Origin of the sequence: Clostridium sp. AF19-22AC (genome assembly GCF_003479085.1) — a bacterium.
GTDB classification, from domain to species: Bacteria; Bacillota; Clostridia; order Lachnospirales; family Lachnospiraceae; genus Faecalicatena_A; species Faecalicatena_A orotica.
Genome location: NZ_QUGN01000002.1, coordinates 99,177 through 117,978, shown reverse-complemented (window position 1 = coordinate 117,978; position 18,802 = coordinate 99,177). Strand labels below are relative to the sequence as shown.

Sequence of the window (18,802 nt, the reverse complement as noted above, 5' to 3'; positions counted from 1 at the left end):
TTCTCTATACTTCCACGCATTTCTTCTGAAAAAATGCCCTTCCAAACGCAATGTCCTGATCTACCTGTGCTTTCAGTTCACCCACTGATGCAAATCTTGTTTCCGGACGCTCAAATGCACAGAATTCCACGGTTATCACCTTGCCATAAGCATCCCCCTTATAGCCGAAAACAAACACTTCTGTAAGAAGCCTGTGTGTCTCGGTAACCGTTGGCTTGATTCCAACATTCCCGATCCCGCAGTACCATTCCCCGTCAATCTGTACCCTGCAGGCATACACACCAAAACGCGGCATAATCTTCCTTTCTGCGGGAGCCACATTCATTGTCGGAAAACCAAGCGTTCTCCCCAGCCGGCGCCCATGCTCCACAATACCTGACATATGATAGGAATACCCCAGAAGTTCATTGGCACGTTCTACCTCTCCTGCTTCCAGAGACTCTTTTACAAATGTGCTGCTAATTTCCCTGCCTTCATACATTTCCTTTTCAAGCACGACCAGACGGTAATGGTATACACCGGCATATTGGGCCAGCATATGTATATCGCCGCGTTTTCCGTGCCCGAAATGAAAGTCTGTCCCAACCACGATACAGGATGCATGGAGCGTTTTGACCAGTATATTTTCAATAAAGGCTTCCGCTTCCATCTCCCTGATTTCTTTTGTAAAAGGACACTGTATCATACAGTCCACCTGCTGTTCCAGGTGTCTTTTTCGTTCTTCGTTTGTAAGCAGTGATTTACGCTGCATGTCAAAGGAAAACACGATGCTCTCGATGTGTTCTTCCAGCGCTAATTCCCGTACTTTGCTTATCAGTTTCTGATGCCCTCTGTGAAGGCTGTCAAATTTTCCCAGCGTAACAGCTGTCTTTTTGTCTCCCTGATAAGAATTAATATCTGTGTAATACTGCATGTCTATCCCCGCAATTCTTCCTGATCCAAAAACATTTTTTCCAGCCTGTATTCTTTGCTGTTCTGGCAAAAGCTGTAAATTCCTATAAACTGCCCTGCCTCATCGTACATCCTGAATCTCCGGGTATCTTCCCTCCCGTCAGTCCCTTCCAGAATGCCGGAACCCGGGTTCTCCAGAAAATGCTCCGGAACTGGATTACCGTTGTAAGCAAGTGCTGCATGCTCCTCCAGAACAGTCAGTGCCCCTAATTCAGAAAACATTTGATCCACCGGGGTCACAGCTTCCATGAGGCAGCCGCCTTTTTTCATTTCCTCTATCTGTGCCAGTTTAAGACTGTCTTTTAATTCGAAACGGCTCACCTTTGTACGCAGCAGCGACTCCATGCACGCCCCTGTTCCCAGATCCTGTCCGATATCATGGCATAACGTTCTGATATAAGTTCCTTTCGAGCAGGACACTTCCATCCATACACGTGGTATCTCTGTCTTTTGGATCCGGATGTCATGAATCTGTACACGCCTGGGCTTACGCTCTATTTCTTTGCCTTCTCTGGCAAGCTCGTACAGCTTTTTCCCGTTTACTTTCAGCGCAGAATACATCGGTGGAATCTGTTCGTATTCACCGATGTATCTTTTTATACAATCTTCAATTTTTCCGGCAGCCAGCATGCCTGTATCCGTTTCCTCAAGGACTTTGCCAGTAATATCCTGCGTGTCCGTTGTTTTGCCGAGCAGAAGTACAGTCTCATAGATCTTGTCTTTATCTGTGAGCATATCACACAATTTCGTTGCTTTACCCAGACAAACCGGGAGAACCCCCTCGGCATCCGGGTCAAGAGTACCTGTATGCCCGATCTTCTTCTGTCCGAGGATCCCTCTGAGTTTGGCAACTACATCGTGTGATGTAAACCCTTTCTCTTTATATACATTAATGACTCCGTTTATCATGTCTGTTCTTCCCGCTAATTATCTGCATCCAGCTGAAGTGCAATCTGCCGGCTCACATTATTTATAACATCATGGCTGGACCCGTGCATACTGAATCCGGCCGCCCTTGCATGGCCGCCTCCGCCAAAATACTTGGCGATCACGCTGACATCTACTTTTCCTTTTGAACGCAGGCTGACTTTAAACTGGCTGCTTTCTAATTCATACATAAACATTGCCACTTCCACACCTTTTGTTTGGCGAAGCTGGCTTACAATGCCTTCCAGATCACTGGAATCTGCCCCGTAGAACTCCAATTCTTTTTTGTCTACAACAGAAACAATACACTGTTTATCCAGAATCAAAATACTTTCAAGCAGCGCCCTTCCGAGAATCTGGATCTGTACGTAAGTTTTTTCATAATATGTCCTGTCTATAATATCATTGCCGTCAATACCTTTTCTCATCAGCTCCGCTGCAGCCTCCATTGTTTCCGGAGAGGTGCATGAATACTGGAATACCCCTGTATCGTGTGCAATCCCCATATAGAGGGCTTCTGCCACAGGACGGCTGATTTTCGCACTGTCAATCATACGGAAGACAAGTTCTGATGTAGAGCTTGCATCCGGCACAATGTAATTCTCATCTGCAAATGCCTCATTGCTTACATGATGGTCGATGCACAGTGTCTGCTTTGCCCTGCTGAATAAGGGTGCAGAAAATCCGAGTCGTTTTTCATCACCGCAGTCCAGACAGATAAACAGGTCATACTGTTTATCTGCCGGTATCTGGTGTTTCACCTCATCTGTCTTCTCAATCATCTGATAGGCTTTCGGCACTTCTTCCAGATAGACATCTGTCTCCAGATTTGGATACTGCTCCTTTAAATACATATACAGGCCCATACAGGAACCGACACAGTCCCCGTCCGGGCGGATATGCCCGCCCAGCGCTATAGTCTGCTTATCTTTCAGTATATCAGATAACTGTATACTCATTTTATTCATCCCCGTCTTTCAAATCTCTGGTCAATTCGTCAATTTTTTTGCTCATATTTACTCCGTATTCGATAGACTGATCCATAATGAATTTAATCTCCGGAGTGTTTCTCATATTAATTGTCCTTGCCAGTTCGCGTCTGATAAAGCCTTCCGCGCTCTGGAGACCTTTGATCGTATCCTCCTGTGCCTTTTTATCGCCCAGCACACTGATATATGCTTTACAGGTTTTCAGGTCAGGAGCCACCTCTACAGCCACGACAGAGGTCATAGGAGCCACACGTGGGTCCTTGATTCCTCCGCGCAGGATGTTGCTTAATTCACGCTGCACTTCTGTATTGATTCTTGTATTCTTGATACTGTTTTTTCTCATAAATGCTCCTTCACATAACCGCTGTAAAAACTACGGTCTTATTTTCTTTCTATTTCTACCATCTTGTAGGCTTCTACAAGGTCACCCTCTTTGATGTCATTGAAATTCTCAAATACGAAACCACATTCATATCCTGCCCTTACTTCCTTTACATCATCCTTGAAACGCTTCAATGATGCAAGAGGGCCGTCAAACATTACGACACCGTCACGTGTCAGGCGTACGGAACAGTTTCTTTCAAAAGTACCGTCCTGAACATAGGAACCTGCAATGGTTCCGACGCCGGAGGCTTTGAATGTCTGGCGCACTTCCGCGTGTCCGAGTACCTTTTCTTCGAAGATCGGATCAAGCATACCCTTCATGGCTGCCTCAACATCCTCAATTGCATTATAGATGACTCTGTAAAGTCTCAGGTCAACGCCTTCATGGTCGGCAATTTCTTTCGCGGTAGCATCCGGACGTACATTGAATCCGATGATGATTGCATTGGATGCAGAAGCGAGGATAACGTCTGATTCATTGATCGCCCCAACACCGGCATGGATGATCTTAATGACTACTTCCTCATTGGAAAGCTTCAGGAGGCTCTGCTTCAGGGCTTCTACTGATCCCTGCACGTCTGCTTTTACAACAATGTTCAGTTCCTTTAAGTTTCCTTCCTTGATCTGGGTAAACAGATCATCCAGAGACATCTTGGCTTTTGTATCGTCAAGCAGTTTTACTTTATTCTGTGAAATAAATGTCTCCGCAAAGCTTCTTGCTTCTTTCTCTGTATCGCATCCGACGAAAACTTCTCCTGCATTCGGCACATCGTTCAGTCCGAGGATCTCTACCGGCTGTGAAGGTCCTGCTTCCTTTACTCTGCGTCCCTTGTCATCCATCATGGCTCTTACCTTACCGTGGGCTGAGCCTGCCGCAATGGCATCACCTACGTGAAGCGTACCTTTCTGTACGAGCACTGTTGCAACAGAACCTTTTCCTTTATCCAGTTCGGCCTCGATCACAAGACCTCTTGCCGCACGGTCCGGATTTGCTTTTAGTTCCATCACCTCTGCTGTCAGAAGAATCATTTCCAGAAGATCTTTGATACCTTCTTTTGTGTGTGCTGAAACCGGTACAAAGATTGTGCTTCCGCCCCAGTCCTCAGGAATCAGTTCGTATTCCGCCAGTTCCTGTTTTACTCTGTCAATATTAGCACTTGGCTTATCAATCTTATTAATTGCAACAATGATCTCAATCCCTGCTGCCTTTGCATGGTTGATCGCTTCTACAGTCTGAGGCATAACCCCGTCGTCTGCTGCTACAACAAGGATTGCGATATCTGTTGAACTGGCCCCGCGCATACGCATTGCAGTAAACGCCTCATGTCCCGGAGTATCCAGGAATGTGACTTTTTCCCCGTTTGCTTCTACAACATAAGCACCGATGTGCTGTGTGATGCCGCCGGCCTCACGGTCAATGACATTTGTGTGGCGGATTGCATCCAGAAGGGAAGTCTTACCGTGGTCAACATGACCCATAACGCAGACTACCGGAGGACGTTTTACCATTTTGGTTTCATCTTCATCTTCCTCTTTCAGAAGTTCTTCGATGACATCTATAACCGGTTCTTTCTCGCAGAGTACTTCAAATTCCATTGCGATTTCTTCTGCTGTCTCGTAATCAATCTCCTGATTCACAGTAACGATTTTGCCCTGAAGGAATAGCTTTTTCACAATTGCAGAAGGTACAAGTTTCATCTTGTCAGCAAGCTCCTTGATTGTAAGGACTTCTGGAATAACGATCTGTTTGATCACTTCTTCCTTCTTTTCAACCTGTTTTGGCTGTGGCTTCTGAACTTCAGCCGGTTTGGTTTTCTTGCCTTTTTTCTTGTTGTCGAAATCGCCGTCTTTATATTCTTTTTTCTTATAGTCTTTTTCTTTATCTTTTGCCTTGTTTCTGGATGCCTTCTGCTGCTCTACCAATGGTGTTGGAATCGCATCTCTGTCATCTCTTCTGTTATCACGGCGTTCCCCCGGACGTGATGCATTATTGCCTGCATAACCGCCCTGACGCTGGCCGTTATTTCCTTGATAGCCGCCTGTACGCTGGCCATTACCCTGATAACCTCCACCTGTGCGCTGGCCGTTGTTTCCCTGATAACCTCCGGTACGCTGGCCGTTATTTCCCTGATAACCTCCACCTGTGCGCTGGCCGTTGTTTCCCTGATAACCTCCGGTACGCTGGCCATTACCCTGATAGCTGCCTCCGGTACGCTGGCCGTTATTTCCCTGATAACCTCCGGTACGCTGGCCGTTATTTCCCTGATAGCCGCCTCCGGTGCGCTGGCCGTTATTTCCCTGGTAACCGCCGGTGCGCTGGCCATTACCCTGATAGCTACCTCCGGTACGCTGGCCGTTATTTCCCTGATAGCCGCCTGTACGCTGGCCGTTTCCCTGATAGTTCCCGCTTCCCTGACGCTGGTCATTTCCTGCATAACGGTCCTGTCCGCCGCGGTTATTATTGTATCTCTGGGAACCATCCCCTGTCCTCTGATTCTGAGAATTATATGGTCTCTGTCCGGAAGGCTGGTTCTGTCTCGTTTCCTGAGCTGATACTGGCTGTCTGGCTGTATCCTGTGTTCCTGCGGTTCCCTGTGGGCGCTGGTTTGAAGCACCCGCTGTCTGGCTCTGGGCCGGAGCTGCATTTACCGGGCGCTGACCTGCAGGGCCTCCCACTGTCTGCCCCTGTGCTGTTCCCTGTGGACGGTGTCCCCCCACATTTCCTGCCGGACGCTGGCCTGTTGCCCCTTGTGGGCGCTGGCCTGCGGTTCCCTGTGGGCGCTGGCCTTTTGTCCCGCCTGACATGCGTCCTCCGCTCTTGGAGTTCTGCGGGCGGAAAACCTGAACAATATTCTTCTTTTTCGGCGCTGTTTCTTCTCCCGGCTTATCTGCTTCCGGCGCTTTTGCCGCAGGAGTACTCACCTTTTTCCCGCCTTTTCTTAACTCGTCAACCACATCGTCAGATAAAGAACTCATATGGCTCTTCACCTCTACGTTCTTTTTCACTAACACATCCATCAGTTCTTTATTTTCCATCCCCAGCTCTTTAGCCAGTTCATGTACTCTCATTTTTGTCATACTAACTACCTCCTCTATGCAATTGTATTGTCTTTCGTTTCTAAATGTTTTTGAATTCCCTTTGCAAATCCTTTGTCCAATATCGCCAGAGATGCACGGAATTCTTTTCCCATTGCATGCCCTAAGGTATCTTTATCTACGTAAAAATAAATTGGAACCTTATAAAATTCACACATATCCCGAAACTTCTTTTTTGTATTATCTGATGCATCGTCTGCAACGATCACCAGCGCGGCTCTCCCTGACTTTACTTCTTTCTCCGTCATGAATTCCCCGCTCACTGTCTTTCCTGCTTTCGTGGCAAGCCCGACCAGAGATAAGACTTTATTTTGTATCAATCTCATTCATCTCCTTTTCCAGACGCTCGTATACATCCGCCGGAATGGCCTGCTTGAAAGAACGTTCCAGCCCTTTGTTCTTCACTGCCTTCTGGAAACAATCCAGCGAACAGCACAGATAAGCGCCCCGCCCGTTCTTTTTTCCAGTTGCATCTAATACAAATTCCTCTTCTGTTGTACGCAGGATGCGCAGCATTTCCTTTTTCGGCTTCATCTCGCCGCAGCCAACGCATTTACGCATCGGTATTTTTTTATTACTCAATAATTACACCTCTCATATGGTTATTATTCACCATCTGTCTCGATGAATTCTATCTCTTCTATATTTTCATCCTCCGGCGCCTCGTAAATCTCTTCGCTATCCTGTGGATATGCTTCTTCATAACCGTTCTCAAAACCGTCCGAATAGCCATCTTCCATCATTGCCATCTGCTCCATATAGTCTTCAGGAAGTTCACCGGACTCGATCGCCTGAGTTTCGCTCTTGATATCAATCTTGTACCCTGTCAAACGGGCTGCAAGCCTTGCATTCTGACCTTCTTTACCGATTGCCAGTGACAACTGGTAATCAGGTACAATGACGCTCGCTGCCTTCTCATCAGGATCTGCCATAACAGAAATGACTTTTGCCGGGCTGAGTGCATTTTCAATCAAAAGCGCCGGATTGTCACTCCAGTTGATGATGTCGATCTTCTCCCCGCGCAGTTCATTCACAACTGCATTAACTCTGGACCCGTTCATTCCTACACAGGCACCTACTGGATCAACATTCTCATCATTGGACCATACTGCCATCTTAGTACGGGAGCCTGCTTCACGGGCTATACTCTTGATTTCTACAGTTCCGTCCTTTACCTCGGCAACTTCTGCCTCGAACAGACGCTTCACAAGTTCCGGATGTGTACGGGATACGAGGATCTTTGGTCCCTTCGGCGTATTCTTTACTTCCACAACATATAATTTGATACGTTCTGTCGGTTTGAAGACCTCACCCTTTACCTGTTCGTTCTCTGTCAGCATTGCATCCGCTCTTCCAAGGTTAATACTGATATTTCTTCCCACATAGCGCTGGACAATACCTGTTACGATATCTTTCTCTTTTTCAAAATACTGGTCATATACGACTTTACGTTCTTCTTCCCTGATTTTCTGAAGGATCAGGTTCTTTGCATTCTGCGTTGCGATACGCCCAAAAGACTTTGATTCGATCGGTATCTGTGCAACATCGCCGATCTGAAGTGCGCTGTCCAGCTTCTCTGCATCCTCCAGACTAATCTCAATCGCAGGATCAAATACTTCCTCAACGACTTCCTTCTCTGCATAAACCGCGTAATCACATGTCTCATGATCCATGATTACCTTAATATTATCTGATGTTCCGAAATGATTCTTGCATGCGCTGATAAGTGAATTCTCGATCGCATCCATCATTGTTTCTTTACTGATGTTCTTTTCCTGCTCAAGAATATTCAATGCTTCCAATAATTCTGTATTCATTATTATTTCCTCCTAAATTAAAAATCCAAAGCTAAGCGAATAAGCGCAATCTCACTTTTATCGAATGTCTGAATAGACTCATCCTCGTATTCTATCGTTACAGTGTTCTTGTCATAATCCTTCAATATTCCTACGAATTCTTTCTGGCGGTCGATTGCCCGGTATGTCCGGATCTCAACTTCTTCTCCCAGGCTTCTTTTGAAGTCCTTCTCTTTTTTCAACGGTCTCCCAAGTCCCGGAGAACTCACCTCAAAGATATAAGTATCTTCAATATAATCCTTTTCATCCAGAATATCCGAGAATTTCCTGCTTACTATCTCACAGTCATCCACTGTAATCCCGCCCGGCTTATCAATATAAGCCCGCAAATACCAGGTACCAGCCTCCTTCACATATTCCACATCTACCAGTTCAAACTCCAGATCCTTCACAATCGGCTCTAAAAGTTCTTCTGTCTGCTGTTCATACTGTTCTCTTCTTGACACGCTATACTCCTTTTCTCTGCATTTACTATACTATTATAATCGTTATAATAAGCTGACCGGCTGGCATTGCCCTTAGCAACAAAGAAGAGTGAACTTTCGTTCACTCTTCTGCCGGGTTCCTATGTAACTGTTGTTAAGTATAGCACCTTTTTCCAGTAATTGCAAGAGGTAATTCTCAATTATACAGACAATTGCATCTGCTGAATCACTGCTGTCATACTTCAACAGCACACTGAAACGTTTTTAATTCTTTATGTAGATATACCGCCATGAATACGGCGACAACTGCGGACATCACATCCGCGATTGGCTGGGCATACAAAATCCCGCCTATTCTCCAAACAGGGGGAAGGAACAAGATAACCGGTACAAAACAGATTCCCTGCCTTAAGGCTCCCAGAATGAAACCTTCCCTCGCTTTTCCCAGCGCGAGGAAAAGCGAAGAATATACAGTATAAAATCCGAAAAATATAAACGATATTCCGTTTGCTGTCAATGCTTTTCGTCCTACACGGATCATCTCTATATCATTTTTCGTAAATTGTTCCATTATTTTACCTGAAAAAACCGCCGCCATGATTCCATAAAATATGCAAAAAGCTGTTGACCAAAGAATCATTGTTTTAATTGCCTCCTGCAGCCTTTTGTACTTCCCTGCCCCGTAATTATAACCCGCAATTGGCTGGAACCCTTTGATAAACCCGAACACCATCAGGCTTCCCATAGAAATGATCCTTGTCACATCCCCCATACCGGCAATCACAGAATCGCCATATTCATATCTTTTCGCCTGCATGCTGATCAGCGCGATCGAAAGACTCGTCAATAGCTGGAAAACCAATGTCGGAATTCCGATTTTAAATATCTCAGACATAATCTGCCTTGAAAAACAGCATTTTCTTAAGCTGAAACTGAAATTGCTTTTTTTACTATGTATATAAAAGATATATACCAGTGAGGATATAATCTGCGAGATTGCCGTCGCCACTGCTGCACCCGCAATGCCTAAATGGAATGCATAGATAAAAACCGGATCTAGAATTATATTCAGCAGTGCTCCTGCAAGTAATGCACACATTGTCGTTTTTGCAGCGCCTTCGCTTGTCACAATATTATTCATTGTAACGTTAAAAACATTGAATATAGACGAAATAATATAGATACTCGTATAAGTTACGGCATATGGCAGTATGCTCTCTGTTGCACCTAAAAGTCTTAAAATTGGATTCAGAAACATAACTGTCACCAAAATTATAACCGCTCCGACAGCAATACTGCTGTACAGAGCTGTACTTGCCACCCGGTCTGCCATTTCCTTATCGCCAAGTCCCAGCAGTCTGGATATATAGGACGCTGCCCCATTACCGAACAGCAACCCTAAGCCGACCACTACCTGCCCGATCGGAAATGCAACAGTAATCGCCCCTGTCTGGCTTGTGCCCAGCCCTCCGACAAAGTAGGCATCTGCAAGGTTATATAAGGCATTTACCATCATACCTATCATCGTAGGAAGACCCAATGCCAGAAGTGCTCTTGGTATCGGTGCACATCCCAGCAGTTCCGTTTTTTTATTACATTCACTCATATTTACTTCTCCTTCTCTTGACATGGAAAATAGAATATAGTACTATATTTTATAGTATTCGGCCGTACGGCATATACTACTATAATTTATAGTACTTGTCAAGAAAAAAGGAGAACCTTATGGCAACAATAGACCTAATCGTATTGGGAATGATAAAAAAAGATGCTTTAAGCGCTTATGATATTCAGAAATTAGTGGAATACCGAAATATATCGAAGTGGGTAAAGATCAGCACACCGTCCATTTATAAAAAAGTAATCCAGCTTGAAGAAAAAGGATATATCAAAGGCAGCATAGTAAAAGAAGGGAAAATGGCTGAAAAGACAGTCTATACCCTGACAGACAGCGGGGCAAATGAATTTGAAAGGCTTATGTTGGAAATAGCCTCCAAACCCATTCATATATTTTTAGACTTTAACGCCGTAATAGTAAATCTAACCAGCCTTTCACCTGAAAGTCAAAAGTCATGCTTAACAGAAATAGAGACTCAGGTAAAAACCTTGAAGACATATCTGAAAGAAAACATCAGCATAAAAGAAAAGCTTCCAGAAATACCTGAAACGGGTATGGCGGTCCTGAAACAACAGTTTATACTTACACAGGCAATCGAAACCTGGATTACTTCACTGAAACAAGACTTGCATATCTCTTGACATCACGTATCCATTCACACTTTTTTCCGTGAATGGATACGCTGTTCTATCTGGGATTTCATTTCATACATGCAGGCATATTCTTTATAAGACAATTGCTTCCAATCGTTCCACTCTATATCTTAAACCTTCTACATTCATTGACCTGACTTCCCTCCTGAGCTGACAAATATCCTCTTTTAACTCATGATAATGCATGTTGGATTTTTCCTGAACACGGTCTACTTCTGATAAAATAACATTTTCCGCGTACCTTAAATCTTCCTTTGTAACCAAATCTGCTATGTCGTCCTTCGTCACCATATTCCGAATATCTTCTTTCGTCGCCATATTCAGCATGTCTTCCTTTGTTGCCATGTTCTGAATATCTTCTTTCGTCGCCATATTCCGAATATCTTCTTTCGTTGCCATATTCAGCACAACATCTCTCTTTAGTGCCTCGAATTTAGAGTCCATCATCTCCGATAATGCATTTAATAATTCTTTTTCTGCCATAAAACCTCTCCCTTTCTGAATAGTTCCTGCTTTTGAAACACTGCATTTCTCTCCCTGCCATGCTTCATAGCCTGATTTTTTGCCCTGTATCCTGGATTACCCTATCCTTCTCTTTGGGCAGCCCTCCCTGTCAATGTATATATTATAATATGGTCAGACTATCTGCGCAATCAGTTACAACTTCAATTTCAGCAGGAAGCTGATGGATAATACCGTCAGGCGCACATAAAAAGGAGCATAAAACAGCCGGATTACAACTGTTTCATGCTCCTCCTTATATTTTCTTATAAACACACCCAGCCTATTTTAAACCTGTTCTAAAACTTCCGGCTAATTACGTGTTTTCGTCCCCAGAGTGTCTCTGCGCCCTTGTCTTAAACGGTTCAGGGTTACTTCTTTTTCTCCGTATGTTACCTTCGATTCCGTTCCTTCTTCAAATAAGTAGATGTTCTCCAGTTCATCGTTCTTCTGGAGCTTAATTCCTCTAACTCCCACTGCGCCCTTTTTCTTTTCCGGAATCTCTTCCACCGGAAATCTCAGGAAATATCCGCCTTTTGTCTGGAGTACCACATTCTGGTTCTCTGTTACAACGTTTACACTGATCAGGGTGTCTTCTTCCTGCAGTTTTGTTGCAGCAATCGTCCGCTTTGCCACCTGGAACTCTGTTCCTTCCACTTTCTTAATCATTCCCTGTTTTGTTGCAAACAGAAGCTTTGCAAAGCGCATCTGCTCCGCATCACAGACCATGATGATCTGTTCCTCGCTGCTGGAGTAGTTGCTTACATTATCTATCGGTGTTCCTTTATCACGGAACTTTCCATATGGCAGATCCAGCATCTTTACCTGATGCATTCTTCCTGAATCTGTAAAGATACAGATTTTTCCGGTATTCATACAGTGGACAACATATTTATTTTCACTGTCTGCAGCCTCTTTATTTCTCTCATATGCAGCCACGTCAATCGTCTTGGCATAGCCGAAACGATCCATCAGAAAAACAACTTCCTGTTCTTCGATCTTCTTCTCTTCAAAAACGGCTTCTTCCGCATTCTCAATCGCAGTGCGGCGCTTTCTTCCATATTCTTTCTTGTAAGACTCCAATTCTCCGATGATCAGGTCCGCCATAGAGTCATAATTATTCAGGATATCTTCATAGCGGGCAATATTCTTCACTGTCTCGTCGTGTTCTTTCTGGAGAGCCTCAATTTCCAGCCCGATCAGTTTATACAGACGCATCTCCAGGATAGCTGTCGCCTGACGTTCTGTAAATCTGAGGAGGGATGCCATTTTTTTTGAAATCCTTGACTTAAAAGTGATGTTGTCAGTCACACCATTCACAAGGCATGCCCGGGCGTCTTTTACAGATTTACTTCCCCTCAGGATTTCGATAATCAGGTCGATGACGTCACATGCCTTGATCAGCCCTTCCTGTACCTCCCGCTTTTCCTGTTCCTTCGCAAGCAGTGTCGTGTACTTTCTGGTCATCAGCTCAAACTGGAAGTCCACATGATGTTCAATGATAGCCTTTAGCCCCAGTGTTTCCGGCCGGTTATCCGCAACTGCGAGCATATTCACACCAAAGGTGTCTTCCAGCCTTGTTTTCTTGTAAAGCATATTTTTCAGATTCTCTACATCAGCACCTTTTTTCAATTCTATGACAATTCGGATTCCTTCTTTAGATGACTGGTTGGAAATATCGACGATATCATTCGTCTTTTTGGTTTCTACCAAATTGCAGACATCGTTGAGGAACTTCCCGATACCGCTTCCAATCATCGTATATGGTATTTCCGTAATGACAAGCTGCTTCTTGCCGCCTTTTAGCTCCTCTACTTCCACCTTGCCGCGCAGCTTGATCTTTCCCTGCCCGGTTTCATAAATATTCAGCAGGTCGTCCTTGTTGACTACAATGCCCCCTGTCGGGAAATCCGGCCCTTTGATATATTTCATCAGCTGTTTTGTACTGATCTGGTCGTTCTTCATATATGCCTTCACAGCGTCGATTACTTCACACAGATTATGCGTAGGGATACTGGTCGCCATGCCCACGGCAATCCCCTCTGCGCCATTGATCAGCAGGTTCGGCACGCGGACAGGCAGGACAATCGGTTCTTTTTCCGTCTCATCAAAGTTCGGGCCAAAGTCAATGATATTTTTATCCAGATCTGCCAGATATGCTTCCTGCGTGAATTTTGTGAGCCTTGCCTCTGTGTAACGCATGGCAGCAGCTCCATCCCCCTCAATGGAGCCAAAGTTACCATGTCCGTCTACGAGGATCATTCCTTTTTTAAATTCCTGAGCCATGACTACAAGCGATTCGTAGATGGAGCTGTCACCGTGGGGATGGTATTTACCCATCGTATCCCCGACTATACGGGCACACTTTCTGTAAGGCCTGTCATAACGGATGCCAAGCTCGTACATATCATACAGAGTCCTGCGCTGTACCGGCTTTAAGCCATCCCTTACATCAGGCAGTGCTCTTGCGATAATAACACTCATGGCATAATCTATATAAGATTTCTTCATAACCTCTGAATATTCGGTTCTGATAATCTGTGATTCACTACTCATTCTTTTTTCTCCTGTTTCTCAAATACGCCCCTGCTTTTAGATATCTAACTCTGCATCTGCAGCATTTTCATATATAAAACTACGCCTCGGCGGCACCTCTGTCCCCATCAGCATCTCAGTTACACTCGATGCCATGCGTGCATCCTCGATCTCTACGAGCCTCAAAAGCCGTGTCTCCGGGTCCAGTGTCGTCTCCCAGAGCTGGTCCGCATCCATCTCACCAAGACCTTTATATCTCTGGAGTGTAAACGGGCCTTCATGTGTTTTCCTGTATTTTTCCAGAGCCTTGTCATCGTACAGATACTCTTCCTCCCCCTTTTTAGGCATGACCTTATAAAGAGGCGGCATGGCAATATAGACATGACCCTCATAGATCAGCTCCGGCATAAAGCGGTAAAAAAGTGTAAGGAGCAGTGTGGAAATGTGAGCGCCGTCCACATCGGCATCGGCCATAATGATAATTTTATCATAGCGGAGTTTACTGATATCAAAATCGTTACCGTACCCCTCGGAAAATCCACATCCAAACGCATTGATCATCGTCTTGATCTCCGCATTTGCAAGTACCTTATCAATACTCGCCTTTTCCACGTTCAGGATCTTCCCGCGGATCGGGAGGATTGCCTGAAACATACGGTTTCTGGCCGTCTTCGCTGAACCTCCGGCAGAATCTCCTTCGACGATGAAGATTTCACATTTTTTCGCATCCCTGCTCTCACAGTTAGCCAGTTTCCCATTACTGTCAAAAGAATACTTCTGTTTTGTCAGAAGATTCGTCTTTGCCTTTTCTTCTGTCTTTCTGATCTTGGCCGCCTTTTCTGCACAGGACAGCACCTTTTTCAGTGTATCCAGATTCCGGTCAAAATACAGTACAATCTCATCACCAGTCACTTTACCGGCTGCCTTTGCTGCATCAGGGTTGTCCAGCTTCGTCTTTGTCTGCCCCTCAAACCGCGGGTCCGGGTGCTTGATCGATACAATCGCCGTCATACCGTTTCTGATGTCCGCCCCCGTAAAATTTGGATCCTTTTCTTTCAGGATTCCGAGTTCTTTCGCATACTGGTTCATCACCGTTGTAAAGGTTGTCTTAAAACCGGTCAGATGGGTTCCCCCTTCTGCATTGTAAATATTATTGCAGAATCCCAGCACATTCTCATGAAATTCATTGACATACTGAAGCGCCACCTCAACTTCAATGCCCTCGGAAGTTCCTTTATAATAAATCGGTTCATGGATCGTCTCCTTTTTCTGGTTCAGATCCTTGATAAACCCGATGATGCCATCCGGCTCATGGTATACAATATGCTCCTGTGTCTCCGCCCTCTTATCGTCAAATGTAATCGTAAGCTCCGGATTCAGATATGCTGTCTCATGAAGGCGGCTCTTCACTTCCTCCGAGCGGAATCTGGTCTTTTCAAAGATCGTATCGTCCGGGAGAAAATTCACCTTGGTCCCTGTCTTTCTCGTCCTGCCTATCACAGGGAGTAAACCATCCTCCAGTTCGATCACCGGTATACCGCGCTCAAACCGGTCATGATGGATTTCCCCGTCCCTGAAAACCTGTACGTCCATATAAGCGGAAAGTGCATTGACGACAGATGAACCTACGCCGTGGAGTCCGCCGCTTGTCTTATAAGCGGAATCGTCGAACTTCCCACCCGCATGAAGGGTAGTATAAACGATACGCTCTGCTGATACACCCTTTTTGTGCATGCCAACAGGGACGCCCCGGCCATTGTCCTCAATGGTTGCCGAGCCGTCCTTCTCCAGTGTCACATGAATCTGGGAACAATGCCCTGCCAGATGTTCATCCACGGCATTGTCCACGATTTCATAAATCAAATGATTCAGACCTTTTGTCGAAACACTTCCTATATACATACCAGGTCTTTTCCTGACTGCTTCGAGTCCCTCCAATACAGAAATACTGTCTGCATCATATGTATTTTTATTTCCCATAGTCCCTCTCCTTTTTCATTCATCTCATATTAGCACAAAATGTTAGGGCATTCAAGAATCGAATTATCAAACTCCCCCGGGACCATCACGGAACATTATTCTGTCAATACATGCTGCAGTGTATCCGCAAGGACTTCCATCGCGTTTTTCATCTCTTCCACTGTATTTGTCTGTGCCCCCGCCTCGATCAGAAGTGATTTAGGCAGCAAATGCAGGTTGTACCTGTAGCCTCTAAGGTAGATATGCCTGGCAAAACCGGGATGCAGACTCTCGGAAGCCAGTTCCATCTGAAGTGAAAACGCCAGATTATCCTGAATATACGGATTGTAAAGATAAGAAATATCTCCATTCGTTCTCGTCCGGCTTAATCCGTTAAAATACATGATCTTGGCGGTCGGTTTCCCGTTTACCTCGGTAACAAGGTGTGTACCCTCTGCCACACCATCCCTGTGCAGGTCTATCGCCACTTCCAGTGTAGGGTTCGCTTCAATAAGCGGACGGACCGATGCCTCTGCATTTTCGTATGCATTACTCCTGTCAAGCTGTCCGTTGATGATATCATAAACACCGGTATCATGTATAGTCTCTATCCCTTTTTCATTCAAAAGCTGGCATAAATAATCTCCGACCCCTACAATGCTCGTACTTGGATCACCGGGAGTTGAATCGGCAAATTCTTCCTGGGAATGTGTATGGAAAATCAGCACCTTGGGACCGCCCGTACTCTTGTCTATTTTCATACTCCTGCTAAGCAGATCATCAACATTCAGCTGGTCAGGACCAATCATAGTCGAACTGTCCACGGTATAAAAATTACTGAGCAGATAGTCAAAATCCCTCAGTTTCTCAATCGACATATCAATAGGCGACTGTCCCTGCTCCACAGAAGGTTCCTGCTTTGCCAGTGTATCATCCCCTATCAGCTTTCCATTCTCATCTACCATATTTTCATCATCTGCCTGGCTTTTCAGAATCTTTGCTATCGTTTCCTCATCCTCCATCGCAGATTCATAGGGCTTTTTCTGCTCCACATATTTCACAAGGGGAATCCATGAAAGTGCCCTCTCTTTTATCCATTCCGCCGCCGTTGGCCCCGGCTCCTTTTTCAGATATGCCAGACCCGGCATGTACATCTCTTCTGTATATTTCAAAACCATTTTCTGGCTTTCATATTTGAACTCATTCATCCTGTTTTTACTGCATATGTAAAACATACTGAGACAAGCCAGCACGCCAAAAGCAGCCAGAACAATGCGGAGAACTGCTGTTTGTTTCATATACCGCCTTCTTTCCAAAGGAATCCGGGCAAAGGCCGCCTTACAGAGAAGGGGGAAATGCCCTTCTCCATATATATGACCTTCCAATGCTTATTATGCCTGCCCGGCATTGTTAAACAGCAGATTAAGCCCCTCTGATATTGTATAGCTGATCTGTTTCACCATCTCATCCACATCTTTCGGCGTTACAAACATACCATTCAGGTGCGGGGATATCAGTTCTTTTACAAGTTCATACTTCTCCGCAGCATTATAAGTACGCAGAACGTCCCCTACACCTTTAAGCATCTCGGATGTTTCAAGAGCGTTAATCAGATTTTCCATCGTATCATTTACAATGGTTGCGGCATCCACAACCGTAGGCACACCGATTCCGATAACAGGGACCCCCAGCGACTCCTTTGTCAGCCCATTCCTGTGGTTTCCCACACCGGACCCGGGATGTATCCCCGTATCGGCAATTTGAATTGTCCGGTTCAGTCTCCGGCTGTTTCTGGCTGCCAGCGCATCAATCGCAATCACCAGGTCCGGATCCGTTTCATCCACAACCCCCTTCACGATTTCCACCGTCTCCATACCAGTCTGCCCCATAACACCGGGTACTATGGCACTCACCAGATTCGCATGCTCCATCCCCATCGCATATTTTCCATATTCCTTCACAATATGCCTTGTCACACAGAGGTTATCTACGACATGCGGGCCCAAAGCATCCGGCGTCACCTGACGGTTGCCGAGCCCGACAATCAGAACTGACAGGTCTTCTTTATCCATCAGGCCCAGCTTTTCAATGAGTTCCTGGATATAACCCGCCAGCTCCTCAGAAATCTCTCTGTGATACCCTTCATCCGGCACAGCCATGTTCGGAGCCTCCACCGTCAGATAGGTGCCCACCGGCTTGCCCATGACCTTGGCCCCCTTCTCCGTCTCAATGCGTACTCTGGAAATCCGGATCTCCCGTTCCTCATCGTACTCCTCTTCAAGAACAACTCCCTGCACTTCCACGTTGTCTGACTCAAACCGCTCCTTTTCTTCCAGAGCAAGGTCTGTTCTTACACTATACTTTTCCAACATCTTCAAATCCTCACTTTTCCTTTACCTCATTTTCATTTATTGCTAGTTTTTACAATAATTTAGGAAATATGTATTGACAACCTTTGTTCCTTATCATAAAATGAATGAGTATGTTCCGCTAAGAACGTCCGTGTCCGATTCTTACGGGATCATGAAAATCACTATTTGAAAATTTCACATATTTGGAGGTGTACAGATTGGCTAACATTAAATCTGCTAAAAAGAGAATTTTAGTTAACGAAACAAAAGCTGCAAGAAACAAAGCAATCAAGTCCAGAGTTAAGACTGCCGTAAAGAAAGTAGAGGCTGCAGTAGCACAGAAGGACGCTGCAACAGCAAAGACAGCATTACAGGCTGCCATTAAAGAGATTTCTAAAGCTGGAAGCAAAGGTGTTTATCATAAAAATACCGTTTCAAGAAAAATCTCCCGTTTATCAAAAGCTGTAAACGAGATTGCTTAATTTTTGAAATAATAGAACAAAGCACCCACTCCCGTCAGGTGGATGCTTTTTTTATTTCATAGGAAAGTACGTCCT

Annotated in this window: 17 protein-coding genes; 2 read left to right on the top strand and 15 right to left on the bottom strand. The window is 45.1% G+C overall.

All coding sequences use genetic code 11. From position 1 onward, the window contains the following. Window positions 1-4: 4 nt before the first annotated feature. From DWX43_RS02605 to DWX43_RS02560, 10 genes are all read right to left on the bottom strand, one after another. On the bottom strand, window positions 5-913 hold the full coding sequence (locus DWX43_RS02605) for a bifunctional riboflavin kinase/FAD synthetase (RefSeq protein ID WP_118618620.1): 909 nt from the start codon (window positions 911-913) through the stop codon (window positions 5-7). Window positions 914-915: 2 nt separating this feature from the next. Next, on the bottom strand, window positions 916-1,860 hold the full coding sequence (gene truB, locus DWX43_RS02600; protein WP_118618618.1) for a tRNA pseudouridine(55) synthase TruB: 945 nt from the start codon (window positions 1,858-1,860) through the stop codon (window positions 916-918). Window positions 1,861-1,874: 14 nt separating this feature from the next. Then, on the bottom strand, window positions 1,875-2,837 hold the full coding sequence (locus DWX43_RS02595) for a bifunctional oligoribonuclease/PAP phosphatase NrnA (RefSeq protein WP_109729245.1): 963 nt from the start codon (window positions 2,835-2,837) through the stop codon (window positions 1,875-1,877). A 1-nt stretch (window position 2,838) separates the two neighbouring features. Beyond that, a complete protein-coding gene (gene rbfA, locus DWX43_RS02590) occupies window positions 2,839-3,210 on the bottom strand; it encodes a 30S ribosome-binding factor RbfA (RefSeq protein WP_109729244.1) in 372 nt (123 codons plus the stop codon). A gap of 38 nt (window positions 3,211-3,248) precedes the next feature. Further along, window positions 3,249-6,329 (bottom strand): translation initiation factor IF-2, encoded by a 3,081-nt coding sequence (infB, locus tag DWX43_RS02585; protein WP_118618616.1) that lies wholly within the window; start codon window positions 6,327-6,329, stop codon window positions 3,249-3,251. A 14-nt stretch (window positions 6,330-6,343) separates the two neighbouring features. Beyond that, window positions 6,344-6,673: a ribosomal L7Ae/L30e/S12e/Gadd45 family protein gene (locus DWX43_RS02580; RefSeq protein ID WP_347559293.1), complete on the bottom strand. Its 330-nt coding sequence runs from the start codon at window positions 6,671-6,673 to the stop codon at window positions 6,344-6,346. Further along, window positions 6,654-6,908, bottom strand: a complete 255-nt coding sequence (locus DWX43_RS02575) for a YlxR family protein (RefSeq protein ID WP_109729819.1) — start codon at window positions 6,906-6,908, stop codon at window positions 6,654-6,656. The genes DWX43_RS02580 and DWX43_RS02575 overlap by 20 nt, the downstream gene beginning before the upstream one ends. Window positions 6,909-6,952: 44 nt before the next feature. After that, a complete protein-coding gene (gene nusA / locus DWX43_RS02570; RefSeq protein ID WP_109729242.1) occupies window positions 6,953-8,164 on the bottom strand; it encodes a transcription termination factor NusA in 1,212 nt (403 codons plus the stop codon). Window positions 8,165-8,181: 17 nt separating this feature from the next. Further along, window positions 8,182-8,649: a ribosome maturation factor RimP gene (rimP, locus tag DWX43_RS02565; protein ID WP_109729241.1), complete on the bottom strand. Its 468-nt coding sequence runs from the start codon at window positions 8,647-8,649 to the stop codon at window positions 8,182-8,184. Between the two features lie 214 nt (window positions 8,650-8,863). Further along, a complete protein-coding gene (locus DWX43_RS02560; protein WP_118618614.1) occupies window positions 8,864-10,234 on the bottom strand; it encodes an MATE family efflux transporter in 1,371 nt (456 codons plus the stop codon). Window positions 10,235-10,353: 119 nt separating this feature from the next. On the opposite strand from DWX43_RS02560, the gene DWX43_RS02555 reads away from it, so the two are divergent. Beyond that, entirely contained in the window at window positions 10,354-10,887 is a 534-nt protein-coding gene (locus tag DWX43_RS02555) for a PadR family transcriptional regulator (RefSeq protein ID WP_118618612.1), read from the top strand. Window positions 10,888-10,971: 84 nt separating this feature from the next. Here DWX43_RS02555 and DWX43_RS26865 read toward each other — a convergent pair whose 3' ends face one another. From DWX43_RS26865 to gpr, 5 genes are all read right to left on the bottom strand, one after another. Next, window positions 10,972-11,382 carry a hypothetical protein gene (locus DWX43_RS26865; protein ID WP_181368529.1) on the bottom strand — a complete coding sequence of 137 codons (411 nt, stop codon included), beginning with the start codon at window positions 11,380-11,382 and terminating at the stop codon, window positions 10,972-10,974. Window positions 11,383-11,712: 330 nt separating this feature from the next. Then, the gene (locus tag DWX43_RS02545; protein WP_109729238.1) at window positions 11,713-13,956 is read right to left on the bottom strand and encodes a DNA topoisomerase (ATP-hydrolyzing); all 2,244 of its coding nucleotides are present in this window, start codon (window positions 13,954-13,956) and stop codon (window positions 11,713-11,715) included. Between the two features lie 36 nt (window positions 13,957-13,992). Then, entirely contained in the window at window positions 13,993-15,915 is a 1,923-nt protein-coding gene (locus DWX43_RS02540) for a DNA gyrase subunit B (protein WP_109729237.1), read from the bottom strand. Between the two features lie 95 nt (window positions 15,916-16,010). Continuing rightward, a complete protein-coding gene (locus tag DWX43_RS02535) occupies window positions 16,011-17,192 on the bottom strand; it encodes a stage II sporulation protein P (RefSeq protein ID WP_118618610.1) in 1,182 nt (393 codons plus the stop codon). 93 nt (window positions 17,193-17,285) lie between these two features. After that, window positions 17,286-18,266 (bottom strand): GPR endopeptidase, encoded by a 981-nt coding sequence (gene gpr, locus DWX43_RS02530; protein WP_109729818.1) that lies wholly within the window; start codon window positions 18,264-18,266, stop codon window positions 17,286-17,288. A gap of 197 nt (window positions 18,267-18,463) precedes the next feature. On the opposite strand from gpr, the gene rpsT reads away from it, so the two are divergent. Next, the gene (rpsT, locus tag DWX43_RS02525; protein ID WP_148481948.1) at window positions 18,464-18,727 is read left to right on the top strand and encodes a 30S ribosomal protein S20; all 264 of its coding nucleotides are present in this window, start codon (window positions 18,464-18,466) and stop codon (window positions 18,725-18,727) included. Window positions 18,728-18,802: the final 75 nt, after the last annotated feature.